The organism is Pseudomonas sp. GW821-FHT02A11 (assembly GCF_059421985.1).
In genome coordinates this window covers 22109-37535 of the sequence record NZ_JBWKWB010000019.1, presented here as the reverse complement: position 1 = coordinate 37535, position 15427 = coordinate 22109, and the positions used below count along the sequence as shown (strand labels likewise).

The window sequence follows — 15427 nt, the reverse complement described above, 5'->3', positions numbered from 1 at the left end:
AATCAAGGTTACGCATAAATAACATCAAACATGAGATGTTACGTATACATAACAAAAACGCCTGATCAAGCGGGTTGATCAGGCGTCGATGTTCTTGAAGCGGTGAGGCGAATGCTAAACCCGCACATTCCCGCGGGGGCCGGCGATTGCCCAGATGATCAGACCCAGGACTGGCAGCAATGCGATCAGCAGTACCCAGAGAATCTTCATTCCGGTTTCCGCGCCGCTTTTGAGCACATTGAGAATGGCCCAGATGTCGAGGGCCAAAATGATCAGTCCAACCAGACCATTGAAGGTGGAACCCATGGTGTCGCTCCTTAATGAAAGCTTGCCCAGTTAGGAGTAGCGCCGCTTGACGAGGGTTCCGTTGGTCGGGAGGGATATTTCAGGGTGCCAACCGCGGCGAAATTCAGCTCTGCGCCTTGAGGGCTTCGAGGGCAGGCTCGATGAGAATGCCCAGCTCGACACCTAGCGCCATCACCCGGGCCTGGTCATTGCCGTAGACCAGGACCGTTTGCAACTCGTCATCCAGTGGCTCGCTGAAGTTCATCAGCACGTAGCCGCCCGCTTCCCTGTTCATGCTGCTCAGCTGGATCTGGATGCGATTGAGCGCGGTCAACGGCTCGGTCTTGGCCAGTTGCTTGGGCTTGATATTAAAGGGCACGCTCGGGCCGAAGGAGGCAATGATTTCGCCGAGCAAATCCATGTAGTTATCGGCCTGAAACATCACGGTTTCCGGCAGACTGCCGACCACCACCCATTCACCGAGCGGAATCGGGAAGGTGTCATCGTAATTGACGTCGGGGTTGGCAGCCAGGAAGGCGTCGGGGTCGGCGTAGGCCTGGGCGGCCTCGTCGGCAACTTTGGCGATTTCCTCGTCGCTCATGCAGCCGGAGCTGATCTTGCTGATGAATTCGAGGAGTGAGGCTTTCATGACAATGGCATCCGGGGAGAGAACGGCCGCGAAGGATAGCGGGAAATCCTTCGCGGCTCTATTGCCCAGTGCCACAGGGCGGGTCTAGACGCCCAACCGGGTCAACTGCTCAGCGGTCTCGGTCGCGCCCATGGTCTGCGCAGCCATCAGCGGGGTGACGCCCTTGGCGTCCTGGATATGCGGATTAGCACCCTTGGAAATCAGGTAATCGACGATCGCCGTGCGGTTGAACATCGCCGCCATCATCAATGCCGTACGGCCGTCGGCCGAGGCGCCTTCGACATCCGCGCCGCCCTCCACCAGAATCCGCACCACTTCCAGATCGCCCTTGAACGCCGCGCCGGCAATCGGGCTCTGGCCGTTGTCGTTGCGAATTTCCGGGTCAGCCTTGTGCTTGAGCAGCACTTTCACGGCGTCCTGATGGCCGTGATAACTGGCCAGCATCAGCAAGGTGTCGCCTTTATGGTTGCGCAGGTTCGGCGTCAGGCCGTTTTCCAGCAGGCGGTCCAGCATGTTCGCGTCACCCGCTCGGGCACGGTCGAACACCTGCTCGGCGAATTCCAATGCTTCCTCGTCCGACATGCGCGTTGCGGTGTCCGGTATTTTCGGGGTGTCAGACATTCCATTTCTCCTGTCGCGTGCCGCAGGGGCACCCATGATCATTCAATCGGCTGCGCAATCTCTCAGAGGCCAACGCCGGGTTTCCAGTCGGTCTGTGAGGTCATGTTGATGGCGGCAACGATGGCAGTTTTGAGCCACCGCAGGCCAGAAAAGTTTTCCGATGGTCGTCATAGAATTTGCCGTCTATCGCCACCGCAAGAATTCCCCGCAACAAGGTGAAATAAATCCGGGATATCGCTGTCTCAGATTTCAACAGCGCCTCGTTTATCTCCTCCTCCACTCTTCGGCTCCGGCAAAATGCAGGATGCCCGAACGTCATTCATGCAAATTGCACGAAAACAAACAATCTAAAAATTTATAACTACCTGATTTACAAAGAGTTTTCTTAACCGCGAATACTGGCACAGTCACTGCACTAGTCCTTCCAAGCTTGTTATCACTGAGCAATGGAGCCGCTAGACATGACTTTCATCCAAGAAAAATTCGCTTCTGTATTTTCCGATTACGAAGTCACTACTCAGCCTCGTCCCGACGGCGGCGTGTTGCTGACCCTGCGCAATGGCCAAGGCACGCATATGCGCCGCTCGGTTTCGTACGCTCAGCTTCACACTCCGGTACAGCTGGAATGGGTGATCAGCGCGATCCGTCGCGACCTGGCAGCCCAGGCCAGCGAACTTCCGGCCATTTCGATGCTGCAAAGCCAGCACCGTTTTGACTTGCCGACCTACCACACCCGGTAAGATCGCCTCATCACGTTTGAAGCATCCCTTGCAAATGCCGCGATAGCCCTGATGGGTTATCGCGGTTTTTTTGCAGAGGATTGAGCAATGCTGGCGCATTCCCACCTGCGGCACACGCTCAATCGATCAACTGATAATGCCCCGGCAAAGCGCTTCACCCACCGCCTGCGCGCGATTGGTGACACCCAGCTTGGCGTAGATGCTCTTGAAGTGATGCTTGACCGTCGCCTCGGATACTTCCTTGATCAGGGCGATTTCCCACGCGGTCTTGCCCTCTCGGGCCCACTTGAGGATTTCCAGCTCCTTCATCGTCAAGGCGCGAGTCTGGAACTGACGCCCATTCCCCGCGACATGCAGCATCGGCACAAGGCTGGCAAGCAGATAGCGATCGTTGTGGGTGAGCATCCGCTCCATGCCGTTGAGCGAGCATATGGTCACCACGCCACGATTGGCGCGGTTCTCGCTGCTGTAGCCATAGGAGAATGCAGGCAACAGCCTGCAGTCCTGAACGGCCGCCAGATAGGCCGACGAAGGCGGATAATTATGAAACGCCTCTTCCCAGTCCAGAAAACCCCTGGCATGGCGGTAGCAACGGACCACCGGGTCTTCGATCATCAACCGCCCCTGGGAATACACTTCCTTCCAGTAGTTGTCGACGTTGGAAGTAATGCAGTTGAGCAATGTGCCATCCCTGTATTGATACAGCATCGCTCGCTCACAACGACACTCCTTGCGCAGCCAGTCCAGCGCGTTGGCGATTGCCGTATTGCTGTCCTGTTCGGTGACGCTACTCACCATCTGTTCGATCAGCGGGCTCAGCGTCCCTGTCTGTGCGTTTTTCATCTTCCCCTCCGTTTAAAAAACGTCATAAGTCGTCCCTGAGTGCTCTTTAGAGTTTTAGTGGATATCGGCCCTTGAGCACGCAAACCTGTGCAAGAAAATGCACAGCGGCCAACGTGTTCAAAGGCCGTCAGGCTCCGACAGGCGAAGGGTTACACAGTCCGGCGGGGTTAAACACAAAGGTGAAAACAAACAGTCATGCCTGACTGACAAACAGGCGACTTCCCACAAAACAACCAAAATTCGCTTACATTTTTCAGGTTTTAGAAACAAAAACGGCCAATGTCAGAGGCATTGGCCGTTGGCGAAAATCCATCGAATAGAACGACTCGAATGTCATCCGTCAGCCGGATGATCTCAATCGTCAAGTCCCGGGAATTGGCGGGACAGGGTTTCACCGGTCGCTTGGCCGACCCGTCCGGCTGCATCGCGGAACAGGCGAATGACGGCCAGACGCGGATGATCGCCCAGGTCGAACCACTGTCGGGTGCCTGCAGGCACAGCGATCAGATCGTTCTTTTCGCACAGCACCGCGTATACGAATTCACCGATGCGCAACGACACCAACCCACGGCCCGCGACGAAATATCTCACTTCATCGGCGCCGTGCTGATGCTCGCTCAGCAGCCCTGCGTGCAGTTCTGTGTGTTGTCCGGGCTGGCCATCCACACTGATCACATCGACCTCGGTGTGACCGTGTTCGGTCATCAACTGGTCGATCTGCACGCGGCAGATGTGGGCGACGTCCTCGTGGCCCGCGCCCGCTTTGACAGCGGTCATCACCGGCAGCTGTTTGAAGGCGACGCCAACCGCCGCGAGCGTCGAGGCGATGTCTTCGAAATGGGTCAGGACCTTGTTGGGCAGCTCCGGGGAGGACACGTGATACACGGAGAGAATGCTCATTGCGGGGTTTCCTCGGTTCAGTCGACGTTCGCCGATTCAGGCTTGGCCGGACGCGGTTCAGACAGGCTAATCGATAACAGGCCGATGGGGTGCTGGCCGTTCATGGGTGCTCTCGTTTCATACGCGTCATGGCCAGCATAGCGGCGATCAGCGCGGCGAGGCTGGCGATGGCGAAGGTCCAGCCAGCGCCCAGTGCGTTCCAGGCGTAACCGGAGTACAGCGCCCCCATTGCCCCGCCCGTGCCGGACAAGGCGGCATACAGCGCCTGGCCCTGACCTTGCTGACGCGGGCCGAAACTACGCTGCAGAAACTGGATGGCCGCAGCGTGAAAACTGCCGAACGTGGCCGCATGCAGCAATTGGGCGAACAACAACACCCACAGATGATCCGCCAGACTCCCCAGCAGCAGCCAGCGCACGGAGGCTAGCGCGAAGCTGGCGATCAGTACATGACGCACGCTGAAACGCTGCAGGATGCGGCTCATGGCCATGAACATCAGCACCTCGGCCACCACGCCGACGGCCCAGAGCATGCCGATGATGCCGCGACTGTAGCCCAGGTGCTCAAGGTGCAGCGTGAGAAAGGTGTAGTACGGGCCGTGGCTCAGCTGCATCAACGCCACACAGAGATAGAAAGCCAGCACGCCCGGACTGAACAGCTGCTGCAAAAAGCCCTCGCCCGCCGGGCGTTGACTCGCCGCCACGGGCTGCGCATTGGGCACCCACCAGCTACTGGCGACGATACCGACCATGATCAGCAGCAGGGCCTGAGGGTAGAGATCGAGGCTGGACCATTCGAACAGACGTCCCAGCCCCACCACCGTGAGGATGAAACCGATCGAGCCCCACAAGCGGATCTGGCTGTAGCGGGCGGTCTGGCCTTGCAGATGCGCGAGGGTAATGACCTCGAATTGCGGCAATACCGCGTGCCAGAAAAACGCATGCAGCGCCATGACCATAGCCAGCCAGGTGTAGGACTTGTCCACGAGGATCAGTGAAAAACAGGCCAGCGTACAGATGGCCCCAAAGCGCACGATGGCCAGACGCCGACCGGTGTAGTCACCCAGCCAGCCCCAGATGTTCGGCGCCACGCAGCGCATGAGCATCGGAATGGCCACCAGCTCGCCGATACGCGGGCTGGGAAAGCCCAGGTGATCGAAGTACAGCGCCAGAAACGGCGCCGTCGAACCGAGCAAGGCGAAATAGAAAAGATAGAAGCTGGACAGTCGCCAGTAAGGAAGCGCCGCCACGGTCAACTGCCCGTGGCGGCCGCGCCGGGGTCCGGCATTACAGCTGGCCCAGAACCGGCGTGGTGACGCGCACGTCCTGATTTTGGCCGCGATGACGCAGCAGGTGATCCAGCAGCACGATGGCCATCATCGCCTCGGCGATGGGCGTGGCGCGAATGCCGACGCACGGGTCGTGGCGACCCTTGGTGATCATCTCCACCGCGTTGCCATTCACATCGATGGAACGGCCCGGAACGGTGATGCTCGATGTCGGCTTGAGGGCCAGGTGCGCAACGATAGGCTGGCCCGACGAGATGCCGCCGAGGATGCCGCCGGCGTTGTTGGACAGAAAGCCTTCCGGCGTCAACTCGTCGCGGTGTTCAGTGCCGCGCTGGGCGATGCTGTCGAAACCGGCGCCGATTTCGATGCCCTTCACCGCGTTGATGCTCATCAGCGCGTGGGCCAGTTCGGCGTCCAGACGGTCGAAGATCGGCTCGCCCAGTCCCGGCATCACGCCTTCGGCGACGACAGTGATCTTCGCCCCGACCGAATCCTGATCGCGTCGCAGTTGGTCCATGTAGGCTTCCAGTTCCGGTACCTTGTCGGGATCGGCGCTGAAAAAGGCGTTCTGCTCGACCGACTCCCAGGTCTTGAACGGGATTTCGATCGGGCCCAACTGGCTCATGTAGCCACGCACGGTGATGCCCTGAGTCAGCAGGTACTTCTTGGCAATCGCCCCGGCCGCCACGCGCATGGCGGTTTCGCGGGCTGAACTGCGGCCACCGCCACGGTAGTCGCGTACGCCGTATTTGTGGTGGTAGGTGTAGTCAGCGTGGGCCGGACGGAACAGATCCTTGATCTGCGAATAGTCCTTGGATTTCTGGTCGGTGTTGCGAATCAGCAGGCCGATGGAGGTGCCAGTGGTCTTGCCCTCGAACACGCCGGAGAGGATTTCGACCTCGTCGGCCTCCTGGCGCTGGGTGGTGTGGCGGCTGGTGCCGGGCTTGCGGCGATCCAGGTCGCGCTGCAGGTCCTCCAGCGACAGCTCGACACCTGGCGGACAGCCGTCAACGATGGCGACCAGCGCCGGACCATGGCTTTCGCCAGCGGTGGTGACCGAGAACAGCTTGCCGAAGGTATTGCCGGACATGCGGGAGGCTCCGAAAAAACGACCAAAAACACGAGGGCGCCAGTATACGCAGGGTCGCCGCTCAGATCACGCGCGAACCTTATTCGATTGCCTGCGTCCAATTTCACACTTTATTGATGATGGCCCTGCGATGCTACGTGGTATGTCCCTGATTTACGGCTTGCTGCCGCTGCGAGTAATCGCCTTGACCCTGACCCTCCTATCGTCCATTGCCCACGCAGGCACGCCCGTTGTGCTGCAACGCCCCATCTCGCTTGAGACAGGCACCGGCGAGCTGTTTGGCACCCTGCTGCTGCCCAAATCCAAGGCCCCGGTGCCCGTGGTGCTGATCATTGCAGGCTCCGGCCCCACCGATCGCGACGGCAACAACACCGACGGCGGGCGCAACGACAGCATGAAGCGCCTGGCGTTGATTCTGGCTCGGCACAACATCGCCAGCGTGCGCTACGACAAGCGCGGCGTGGCGGCCAGCCGGCCTGCCACGCCTGATGAGCGCGACCTGACCATCGAGAAATACGTCGATGACGCTGTGGCGTGGGCCGACAAGCTCAAGGCTGACCCTCGGCTGGGCCAGTTGATTCTGCTGGGTCACAGCGAAGGCGCGCTGGTCGCGTCGCTGGCCGCCGAGCGCGCTGGCGCTACGGCACTGATTTCCGTTGCTGGCACCGGTCGGCCGGTGGATCAGGTGGTCCGCGAACAGCTGCAATATCGCCTGCCGCCTGCTCTGCTGGCGCGCAGCGAAGAGTTGATCGAAGAGATCAAAGCCGGCAAGACCGATGACAACGTACCCGAGCCTTTACAGGTGGTGTTCCGCCCGAGCGTTCAGCCCTACCTGATTTCGCTGTTCCGGCAGAACCCCGCCCAAGCCTTTGGCCAGCTGAAGATTCCGACGCTGATCATTCAAGGCCGCAATGACATGCAGGTCGGGGTGGGCGACGCCGAGTTGCTGCACAAAGCCAAGCCGGACTCTGACATCGCACTGATCGGCGGCATGAACCACGTGCTGCGCATCGTGCCGATGGACATGAAACGCCAGCTGGCGTCCTATAAGGACCCGCAGTTGCCGCTGGCCAGCGAGCTGTCGGACCGGATCATGAAGTTCATCGGTTCGGTGCCTGCGGCCTGACGCCCTATCGCAATCGACCTGTGGGAATGAGTTCATACGTGAGAAGCCCGTGCATCCGCCTCATATACGTCGGATGTGAGGTTGTTTCCCGAATGATTTCCCTGCCACAGGTTCCCTCTCCGATCTGCACAGGTTTTCCCTTCAGCTTCGTCGCAAACGGCCGATAGCGGGATGCTGGCATTGTGTTTGCCAAGCAATGCCGATAACAGGATCGCCGTAATGACAGAAGCAACCATGCAGGCCGAACTGGCCGCCCCGACTGAAGAAGGTGAAGTGGCCGCCCCGGTGCTGTGGGAGGACGTTCAGGCCGAGCATTTTTCCATGCTGCGTCTGGCGCCTCTGCCGACCGATCGCGCGACGGGCGGACGTCCTTTGCGCTTCGTCGAATTCGGCCGTGCCGAGCGCCATAACAGGGAGTTCAGCCTGCTGCGCATGAGCTATCACCTGCCTGGGCAGAAAACCCGTAAAGAACAGAACCACCTGGACATTTGGGTCGATCACGCCCAGCGCACCGTTCGCGTGGGGCCTGAGTCCGGCTTGCAGATCGAACCGTGGAACCGGGGGCTGGGGCGCTTCATGCTCGCCCAGGGCATTCACTGGGCGCAGAAACGCTGGTCGGAATACCGCATCGAAGGTACGGCGCTGGCCAACAAGGACGCACTGAACGAAGACACGCGCCTGCGCCGCGATCACTTTCTCAAGACCCACGGCTTCGAGGTCGCCTACGCCGATCCGCAGCATCTCAAAGGCAGCGTAAAGGACGCCAAGGTCGGCAACCTGAACAACACCTGGAACGCCGAGAAGGTGCAGATCGTGGAGATTCTCGACGCCGCGCAAATGCTGCAGCAGGCCGAACAGAAGATTCAGGAGCAGGAAGTCACGATCAAGAAGGCCGAAGATCGCGTCAGCAAGTACCGCCGCGATGACAGCGGGTTGCGCTTTACCATCGCGTGTCTGGTGACCTTTGCCGTGTTTCAGGCGGGTTTGCTGATCTGGATCGCGACGCATCGCTAGATCGAACCCGATCTGACGTTGTGGAACCGGCAAGCCGGCTCCCACAATCAGGTTTGCGCCGGGCTTAAACCCGCGACGCAAACACCGCCTGATGCGCGCGGCACTGCTCGGCCGTCAACATGAACACACCATGCCCGCCGCGCTGGAACTCCAACCAGGCAAAGTCCACTTCCGGGTACAGCGCTTCAACGTGCACCTGGCTGTTGCCCACTTCCACGATCAGCAAACCCTTCTCGGTCAGGTGATCGGCGGCCTGCGCCAGCATGCGCCGCACCAGGTTCAGACCATCGTCGCCACAGGCCAGTGCCAGTTCAGGTTCGTGCTGGTATTCGTCTGGCATGTCGGCGAAGTCTTCGGCATCGACGTAAGGCGGGTTGGACACGATGAGGTCGAAACGCTGACCCGGCAGCCCCTCGAAACCATCGCCCTGAACGGTGTACACGCGCTCCTCCAGACCATGCCGCTCGATGTTCTGATTGGCGACTTCCAACGCTTCAAACGAGAGGTCCGCCAGCGCTACTTCCGCGTCCGAGAACACGTCGGCACAGGCGATGCCAATGCAGCCGGAGCCGGTGCACAGGTCAAGAATGCGTGCAGGCTCAGTGCCCAGCCACGGTTCGAAACGCTGCTCGATCAGCTCGCCAATGGGGGAACGCGGGATCAGCACCCGCTCATCGACGATGAACGACATGCCGCAGAACCAGGCTTCGCCCAGCAGGTAGGCAGTGGGGACACGCTCGTCGATGCGGCGTTTGATCAAGCGCTGCACGTTGACCAGTTCGTCGTCTTCCAGATTGCAGTCCAGGTAGCTGTCGGCGATTTCCCAAGGCAGGTGCAGCGCGCCCAACACCAATTGACGGGCCTCGTCCCAGGCGTTGTCGGTGCCGTGACCGTAAAACAGGTCTTCCCCGTGAAAGCGGCTGACGGCCCAACGGATATGATCGCGCAGGGTGCGCAGGCGGGAAGTGATCACGAGAGACTCCTTGAAAAAACGACGGGCGATTCTATCAGCCATCGCATCAACAAACGATGCCTGAGCCCGATGCGCCCCTTGAGCGGAAAACTTTCCACAGCCTTTCAGCGAATTTGCAGGCAATATGACAGCAAACCGCGACCTGCTCGACGGCTTGAAGCCCGGCAAAAAAGCGACGCCTGTGAGCATTGAGATTCACAGAATCGTTCTGCCAGTGGACAATGTGGCAAAAGCCCCACTCGAAGGAGCCCCAGATGTCTGTTTCAAACACCGGTCCAAAGACCATGTTTCAACTCAGTGGCCGTGAATACGCAGCGGCCACCTTGAGTAATGCCACACTGATCATCATTGACGCCCAGAAGGAATACCTCAGCGGGCCACTGGCCCTGACCGGGGTTCAGGCGGCGATCGACAACATCGTCAAACTGGTCGACGCCGCGCGCGCCGCCAAGTCGCCGATCATTCACGTGCGCCACCTGGGCACCGTGGGTGGCATGTTCGACCCTCAGGGCGAGCGCGGAAAATTCGTACCCGAGCTGCAGCCTCAGGGCGACGAAATCGTCATCGAAAAGCGCCTGCCCAACGCGCTGAACGGCACTGTCGCCACCGACGATCGCAAGACCCTGCACAAGCTGCTCGAAGAACTCGGACGCCTGGATCTGGTGGTCTGCGGGTTCATGAGCCACTCCAGCGTCAGCACCACCGTGCGCGCGACCAAGGACTACGGCTTTCGCTGCACACTGGTCGAAGACGCCTGCGCCACCCGCGACCTGCCGACCCCGACCGGCGTGATCAAGGCCGAGCTCGTGCAACAGGCCGAGATGGCCATCATGAACGACAACTTTGCCAAGCTTGCGCTGACCAAAGACCTGATCTGACTGACCCCCATCATCAGGAGCTGACCTCTTGATCCGCAGAGCCTTGACCACGCCTCGGACATCATTTTCCGGCAGTTCCTGAAGAAAAAGCGTACAAAGACAGTCATCGGGTTGTGTGATCTCCCTCACATAACCGCCTATCCGTTAATCACGCGTGTTTGCCTTCAAGCGCTGACCAGACGGGAACCACCCCGATATGCGCTGGTCAGAGCGCCGATACCCATAGAGGAAGTCGGAATGAAGATATCCGATGGTTTCGATGCCCGCCGCCTGCGCCCCAAAGGCCAGAGCAACTGGCGGATGCGCATTGGCGCGGCCATCTCCGCGATATTCGCAACAGCCGGTGTGTTGCTGGCCATGGCAGGCGTTGCCAGCCTGATAGGCCACCCCGCAGCGCTGGGCGAATTGAATGCAAGCCCTGCTGGCGCAGTCGTCACGATCGTCGTTGGGCTGTTCCTGCTGTACATCGGTGTCTGGCTGTGGCGCCGGAGCCGTCGTCGGCGCCGCCGCGCGGGCGAACTGAGCATGTCCGCGCACCTCATGAAGAAACACGACTGACCCCTCCCCCGCGTCTTGCAGGGCCGTTTGATCGCTTTTAGTCGCGCCGAATCCGGCGTGACTTGGTTAAACTGGCGTCCTTCGCGGAGACCGACATGCAAGACGACGACTTTTCCCTGTTCAGAAACGAGATCCGTGGCGTCAAGCCCATCAAGACCGAACAGGCCGATGTAGGCAAACCCAAAATCGATCGTAAGAACTTGGCCAGACTGCGGCAGGCCGCGACCGTGCGCTCGGACGGCCCCATCACCGTGGACGGTCTGTCCGACCAATTCGTGATCGACGTGGGGCCGGAAGACACCCTGTATTGGGCGCGGGACGGCGTTCAGGAAGGACAGATGCGCAAGCTCAAGCTGGGGCAGATCAGCTTCGATGGCAGCCTGGACCTGCACGGCATGAGCGTGGAAATGGCGCGGGAAACCCTGTGGGAGTTTCTGGCCGAGGCGACCAGACTGGAAATCCGCTGCGTGCGCATCACCCATGGCAAGGCGGTGCGGCTCGATGGCAAACGGCCCATGATCAAGAGCCACGTCAACACCTGGCTGCGCCAGCATCAGCAGGTGCTGGGCTTCACCTCGTGCATCGCCAAACACGGCGGCGCGGGTGCGGTTTACGTCATGCTCAAACGCACGATGATGGATGGGCGGGACGAGTAGCACGCGCCTTGGCGCTGCATTCACTGTGGAAACATGTCCTGTGGGAGTGAGCTTGCTCATTAAGGCCGGTACACCTGCAGCATCTCAGGCATTTGAAGCCAGCATTTCGGGAGCAAGCTCACTCCCACAGATTCGGGCCTCGCAGGTCATTTTCCGCAAGGCCCGAAGTTCAGGAGCCAATCAGCGAGGACCTGGTCCACCACCGCCAGGACCGCCGCCGCCACCCGGGCCGCCCCCCTCATAATGACCGCCACCACCTCCGTGGCCACCGCCATGACCACCACCGGGACCCCAGAAAGGCCAGCAGCCGGACATGGCCGACATCACCGCGATGACCATCGCGACTTTCGCTATACGACTCAACATTTTGCTTACTCTCTTTGAAGACGGGCTCCACGACAGGCGTTCACCACCTGCAAAGTCTGACAGCACACCCCGGCCAAACCGCGTCGTCATTTGGTAGCCAACCGGTGTCGGGGCTGATACGAACCCGCGCGCAAACGAAAAAGGCCGCTACGGAAAAACACATCCGCAGCGGCCTTTATTCAGTGATATCCAATGGGGGTTGCGAGCGGGGTGTCAACAACCGATCAGGTCAGCAATGGAAATCAACGGCGGTAGTCGCCAGGGCCCGGGCCGTAGCCACCGCGCCCGTCGTAATAATGGCCTCCATCGTAGTGACGATGATCCCAACCACCATGACGGCCCCATCCAGGGCCAAAGAAACATCCCGAAACCGACGACGTCAGGGCGATCACCAGTGCGATTTTCGCGATTCGGCTCAACATAATTTCACTCTCTTCATCCGGGCATCTGTCACCCATTAACTCAGACACCGAACAGATACATTTCGACATAACCACTGGGTAAAGGTTGGGTAAAGTCCCCCTGACAGACCTGCAGGTGGCGACGTGCCGCAGGTTTGTCGGTCGCCCGCCGTACCCCTCATCGTCGAGCTACGCTACTATGTGCGCCTTTGCAGGCTACCAACCCTGCGTTTTTCTTGAACCCACACGGAACACAACCCTGTGACACTGGAACAGAATTACACGGCTGTTTTCAGTGCGTTTATCAGGGTTTTCCAATGTATCTAACGCCCGTAAATAGGGGCGTCTCTGCACCCTGACACCCGCACTGGAACCCACAGTACAAAAGCATTGATACAAAAATTGGTACGGCCCAACCGCTCGGCACTCGGCACTTGGCACTTGGCACTTGGCACTTGGCACTTGGCACTTGCGTCTCATTATCGCCCCCACCACTAAATATATAAACAGCATCCAAATGTGGCGGTACTCCCGTGATCAAAGACAGCTACGAGATGTGCGTCAACGATGATGACGTAATCGTCATTCCTATCGTCGCATGGAGCGACATGACGATGGGGATTTGGGCTGAGTCTTGGGCGATGACAGCGCCGAAGGGAGGATTCGTTGCGTTGCCTGCGCTAGAGAGCAGGCCAGCAGTCGCAACGATATGCCATTCATCCATGAGCGGCACTGTCGGCTCAAGGTCAAGTAAACTCAGCGACCTTGGGTTCTGCTGAAAAGCCTGATGACCGACCTGCCGATCGAGAGCGCGCAGCAACGGACACGTTCTAGGCTTCAGGTAATGGGGATTCGAACCCGACCGGTTCGCCGCCCAGCCCGCCATAGGCCAGGATTATGGCGCTTTCCGCAATGATGACTAGGGCAGAATCGTTCTGTAGCGGCCTGGCTTTTGCCCCACACAGGCAATCAATGGCCTGCCCGCACTAGCGCATCTATCCCCTCGTCAAATCTGCTGATAAACCTTCGAGGATCGTCAAGCAGGGAGCTACAACGTGTACACACTTACGTTCTTCAATCATAAAGGCGGAGTCGGTAAACCAACCCTCACCATAAATGTCGCCGAGGCGCTGGCAGATGATGGTCTAAAGGTCCTGATGGTAGATGCAGACCCCCAATGCAATTTGACCGCGTTTTACCTGACCGAGAAGAGTTTGGATGAGCTTTTGGGTGAATCCGACGACGAGGATAGCGGAAGCACGATCTGGTCCGCCATTAAACCGGTGGTGGATGGTAAGGGCGGAATCAAGGACATCGATGCCCTTGAGGTCAGGCCGAACATTTTCCTGTGTCCCGGGGACGTACTCCTCGCGGATTATGAGGAGAACTTCCAGCCGCTTGGACAGGATCGTTCGCAAGAAAAGGGCGCGATTATGATGTGATGTGCGCGCTATCTAATGCCGCGCGTGGTATGGGAGCGCATTATGATGTTGACGTCGTCATCTATGATATAGGTCCCAACGTAGGTCCACTCAATAGGGCAGTTCTTCTCGATTCAGACTTTTTCTGCACCCCCGTCGCTGCTGATTTGTTTTCGCTCAGAGCGCTTTCCACCTAGGCAGATCTGTGAGTCGGTGGATCAATGATTGGAGTACCGTTCGCAATCTGGCGAATGATCATGCACGAGATCAATTACTTCACGGCCATCCTGTGTATTTGGTATATGTAACCTCCGCTTACAAGGTATCGTCAGGCAGAAACTCAACTAAGCCTCACGAACGGTGGGAAGGTAAAATTGCGCCCCGCGTTAAGAATCGTGTTGTTGATGCTCTCCGTGGAATTGATCCAGCGCTAGCTCCTTTCCAGGTTAGTAAGCTCGCCTCAATCAAGGACTTCCACAGCCTCGCCCCACAAGCTCAAGAGTACGGATTACCCATCGGCGACCTCAAGGGGTACGTCAATTCTGGGTACAACGACCAAGTGAAGGAAGCTGCTGCGGAGTTTTCTGGGCTAGCTGCGACAATCAGGAAACGAATAGGCATCTGACTCCCACGCCCTCATTGTGCTCATGAATCAGCTCAGACATTGCCGGGAAGTCGGGTCGAATTAGGCTTTCAGGCAGTTCCAAAAATTCTCGAACGTCTCACACAGCAAAAAAAAGCGTACGGCCCCCATTTGTCTTACAAATGAAATGTTGCCGACGCTGTGACTGATTAAGTCGGGAGCAGAGGCAAACCAGCTTTGCAACTATGTCGTCATCGCGCATAAGACTATGCATTTCATCAAATCGCTGAGTAACCATAATGGAAAATCTAGTTGCAGCACTGAAGCTGCTAGGTCCAATAATGCTAACACCACTGATCAATCGCGTTATTTCCTCCTTCCGTTTTCGCCAGCTGTATTTATCATTTGAAGATGTGCTGCCGTACACCCTACCTGAGAACAATGGCTATATAGCCAACATTCGCCTTTACAATAAAGGCAAAAACAAAGAAACCAAAATCGAGATAATATTCCCGAGAACCTCAACATGCCAAATTCTGTCAAGCAACTATCCAACTGTGAGCAATGAGGGAGCACGCATTATTGATAGACCGCATCCTGCCGAAACAAACCATCATACTGACGGCATATCTCAAAACAGAATTCAAAATCACCAAAACCAACAAACCTTTTCTCAAATCGGAGGATACAAACGGCAAGGTTTACGATGATCGGCGTAATGTTCCGCCTAGTGCAGCACCAGCGGCTTTGTGTGCCTCAATAGTCATCGCACTCACATTATCATTCATGTACGTAGCAGTAAGCGGTACCAATATCTTATCTCCCTACTACAATTACAAATATAAACCCTTACTAGACCAAGGCTTTAGACCACTAATTTTTTCCCGTGTACATTTAGCGCAGAATGTAGACCATTCATCAAAGTCACCATTAACAACAGGAAAGCCTTACATTGAAAACTCTCAAATGGTTTTACCGATCACAATAAAAAACATTCACACCCAGCGAATATCGGTTTCAATACAACCTAACTAT

At 57.9% G+C, this 15427-nt stretch carries 17 protein-coding genes; 8 read left to right on the top strand and 9 right to left on the bottom strand.

What is annotated here, in order from left to right:
- Nucleotides 1-114: 114 nt before the first annotated feature.
- From AC07V9_RS22370 to AC07V9_RS22360, 3 genes are all read right to left on the bottom strand, one after another.
- On the bottom strand, nucleotides 115-306 hold the full coding sequence (locus AC07V9_RS22370) for a PLD nuclease N-terminal domain-containing protein (protein WP_108239855.1): 192 nt from the start codon (nucleotides 304-306) through the stop codon (nucleotides 115-117).
- Nucleotides 307-409: 103 nt separating this feature from the next.
- The gene (locus AC07V9_RS22365) at nucleotides 410-934 is read right to left on the bottom strand and encodes a hypothetical protein (protein ID WP_495017817.1); all 525 of its coding nucleotides are present in this window, start codon (nucleotides 932-934) and stop codon (nucleotides 410-412) included.
- Nucleotides 935-1018: 84 nt separating this feature from the next.
- Nucleotides 1019-1555, bottom strand: a complete 537-nt coding sequence (locus AC07V9_RS22360) for an ankyrin repeat domain-containing protein (protein ID WP_495017816.1) — start codon at nucleotides 1553-1555, stop codon at nucleotides 1019-1021.
- Nucleotides 1556-2016: 461 nt separating this feature from the next.
- Between AC07V9_RS22360 and AC07V9_RS22355 the strand changes: the two genes are divergently transcribed.
- Nucleotides 2017-2295, top strand: a complete 279-nt coding sequence (locus AC07V9_RS22355) for a DUF3509 domain-containing protein (protein WP_495017815.1) — start codon at nucleotides 2017-2019, stop codon at nucleotides 2293-2295.
- 126 nt (nucleotides 2296-2421) lie between these two features.
- Here the strand turns inward: AC07V9_RS22355 and AC07V9_RS22350 are convergent, their stop codons facing one another.
- The 4 genes from AC07V9_RS22350 to aroC all read right to left on the bottom strand — a co-directional run bounded on the left by AC07V9_RS22350 (nucleotide 2422) and on the right by aroC (nucleotide 6416).
- Nucleotides 2422-3138, bottom strand: coding sequence for a helix-turn-helix transcriptional regulator (locus tag AC07V9_RS22350; RefSeq protein ID WP_495017814.1), 717 nt, complete (start codon nucleotides 3136-3138; stop codon nucleotides 2422-2424).
- Between the two features lie 354 nt (nucleotides 3139-3492).
- Nucleotides 3493-4038, bottom strand: a complete 546-nt coding sequence (locus tag AC07V9_RS22345) for an acireductone dioxygenase (RefSeq protein ID WP_495017813.1) — start codon at nucleotides 4036-4038, stop codon at nucleotides 3493-3495.
- Nucleotides 4039-4138: 100 nt separating this feature from the next.
- The gene (locus AC07V9_RS22340; RefSeq protein ID WP_495017812.1) at nucleotides 4139-5287 is read right to left on the bottom strand and encodes an MFS transporter; all 1149 of its coding nucleotides are present in this window, start codon (nucleotides 5285-5287) and stop codon (nucleotides 4139-4141) included.
- Between the two features lie 37 nt (nucleotides 5288-5324).
- A complete protein-coding gene (gene aroC, locus AC07V9_RS22335) occupies nucleotides 5325-6416 on the bottom strand; it encodes a chorismate synthase (protein WP_495017811.1) in 1092 nt (363 codons plus the stop codon).
- 130 nt (nucleotides 6417-6546) lie between these two features.
- Here aroC and AC07V9_RS22330 point away from each other — a divergent pair, with 130 nt between their 5' ends.
- Together AC07V9_RS22330 and AC07V9_RS22325 are read left to right on the top strand one after the other, a co-directional pair.
- Nucleotides 6547-7542 (top strand): alpha/beta hydrolase, encoded by a 996-nt coding sequence (locus tag AC07V9_RS22330; protein WP_495017810.1) that lies wholly within the window; start codon nucleotides 6547-6549, stop codon nucleotides 7540-7542.
- A 234-nt stretch (nucleotides 7543-7776) separates the two neighbouring features.
- Nucleotides 7777-8556, top strand: coding sequence for a hypothetical protein (locus tag AC07V9_RS22325; protein WP_495017873.1), 780 nt, complete (start codon nucleotides 7777-7779; stop codon nucleotides 8554-8556).
- A 64-nt stretch (nucleotides 8557-8620) separates the two neighbouring features.
- Here AC07V9_RS22325 and prmB read toward each other — a convergent pair whose 3' ends face one another.
- Nucleotides 8621-9529: a 50S ribosomal protein L3 N(5)-glutamine methyltransferase gene (prmB, locus tag AC07V9_RS22320; RefSeq protein WP_495017809.1), complete on the bottom strand. Its 909-nt coding sequence runs from the start codon at nucleotides 9527-9529 to the stop codon at nucleotides 8621-8623.
- Between the two features lie 254 nt (nucleotides 9530-9783).
- Here prmB and AC07V9_RS22315 point away from each other — a divergent pair, with 254 nt between their 5' ends.
- The 3 genes from AC07V9_RS22315 to AC07V9_RS22305 all read left to right on the top strand — a co-directional run bounded on the left by AC07V9_RS22315 (nucleotide 9784) and on the right by AC07V9_RS22305 (nucleotide 11621).
- Nucleotides 9784-10407 (top strand): cysteine hydrolase family protein, encoded by a 624-nt coding sequence (locus AC07V9_RS22315; protein ID WP_495017808.1) that lies wholly within the window; start codon nucleotides 9784-9786, stop codon nucleotides 10405-10407.
- Nucleotides 10408-10644: 237 nt separating this feature from the next.
- A complete protein-coding gene (locus tag AC07V9_RS22310) occupies nucleotides 10645-10965 on the top strand; it encodes a hypothetical protein (protein WP_495017807.1) in 321 nt (106 codons plus the stop codon).
- Between the two features lie 95 nt (nucleotides 10966-11060).
- Complete coding sequence (locus tag AC07V9_RS22305; RefSeq protein WP_495017806.1) at nucleotides 11061-11621, top strand: Smr/MutS family protein; 561 nt, start codon at nucleotides 11061-11063, stop codon at nucleotides 11619-11621.
- A 608-nt stretch (nucleotides 11622-12229) separates the two neighbouring features.
- Here AC07V9_RS22305 and AC07V9_RS22300 read toward each other — a convergent pair.
- Nucleotides 12230-12409, bottom strand: a complete 180-nt coding sequence (locus tag AC07V9_RS22300) for a hypothetical protein (RefSeq protein WP_495017805.1) — start codon at nucleotides 12407-12409, stop codon at nucleotides 12230-12232.
- Between the two features lie 1034 nt (nucleotides 12410-13443).
- Between AC07V9_RS22300 and AC07V9_RS22295 the strand changes: the two genes are divergently transcribed.
- Together AC07V9_RS22295 and AC07V9_RS22290 are read left to right on the top strand one after the other, a co-directional pair.
- Nucleotides 13444-13830, top strand: coding sequence for a ParA family protein (locus AC07V9_RS22295; RefSeq protein WP_495017804.1), 387 nt, complete (start codon nucleotides 13444-13446; stop codon nucleotides 13828-13830).
- Between the two features lie 861 nt (nucleotides 13831-14691).
- A complete protein-coding gene (locus AC07V9_RS22290; RefSeq protein ID WP_495017803.1) occupies nucleotides 14692-15102 on the top strand; it encodes a hypothetical protein in 411 nt (136 codons plus the stop codon).
- The last annotated feature ends 325 nt before the right edge of the window (nucleotides 15103-15427 follow it).

Excerpts from the sequence above, each read along its gene's own strand:
- AC07V9_RS22370 (WP_108239855.1), bottom strand. The coding sequence starts at position 306 with ATGGGTTCCACCTTCAATGGTCTGGTTGGACTGATCATTTTGGCCCTC.
- AC07V9_RS22365 (WP_495017817.1), bottom strand. The coding sequence starts at position 934 with ATGAAAGCCTCACTCCTCGAATTCATCAGCAAGATCAGCTCCGGCTGC.
- AC07V9_RS22360 (WP_495017816.1), bottom strand. The coding sequence starts at position 1,555 with ATGTCTGACACCCCGAAAATACCGGACACCGCAACGCGCATGTCGGAC.
- AC07V9_RS22355 (WP_495017815.1), top strand. The coding sequence starts at position 2,017 with ATGACTTTCATCCAAGAAAAATTCGCTTCTGTATTTTCCGATTACGAA.
- AC07V9_RS22350 (WP_495017814.1), bottom strand. The coding sequence starts at position 3,138 with ATGAAAAACGCACAGACAGGGACGCTGAGCCCGCTGATCGAACAGATG.
- AC07V9_RS22345 (WP_495017813.1), bottom strand. The coding sequence starts at position 4,038 with ATGAGCATTCTCTCCGTGTATCACGTGTCCTCCCCGGAGCTGCCCAAC.
- aroC (WP_495017811.1), bottom strand. The coding sequence starts at position 6,416 with ATGTCCGGCAATACCTTCGGCAAGCTGTTCTCGGTCACCACCGCTGGC.
- AC07V9_RS22330 (WP_495017810.1), top strand. The coding sequence starts at position 6,547 with ATGCTACGTGGTATGTCCCTGATTTACGGCTTGCTGCCGCTGCGAGTA.
- AC07V9_RS22325 (WP_495017873.1), top strand. The coding sequence starts at position 7,777 with ATGCAGGCCGAACTGGCCGCCCCGACTGAAGAAGGTGAAGTGGCCGCC.
- AC07V9_RS22315 (WP_495017808.1), top strand. The coding sequence starts at position 9,784 with ATGTCTGTTTCAAACACCGGTCCAAAGACCATGTTTCAACTCAGTGGC.
- AC07V9_RS22310 (WP_495017807.1), top strand. The coding sequence starts at position 10,645 with ATGAAGATATCCGATGGTTTCGATGCCCGCCGCCTGCGCCCCAAAGGC.
- AC07V9_RS22305 (WP_495017806.1), top strand. The coding sequence starts at position 11,061 with ATGCAAGACGACGACTTTTCCCTGTTCAGAAACGAGATCCGTGGCGTC.
- AC07V9_RS22300 (WP_495017805.1), bottom strand. The coding sequence starts at position 12,409 with ATGTTGAGCCGAATCGCGAAAATCGCACTGGTGATCGCCCTGACGTCG.
- AC07V9_RS22290 (WP_495017803.1), top strand. The coding sequence starts at position 14,692 with ATGGAAAATCTAGTTGCAGCACTGAAGCTGCTAGGTCCAATAATGCTA.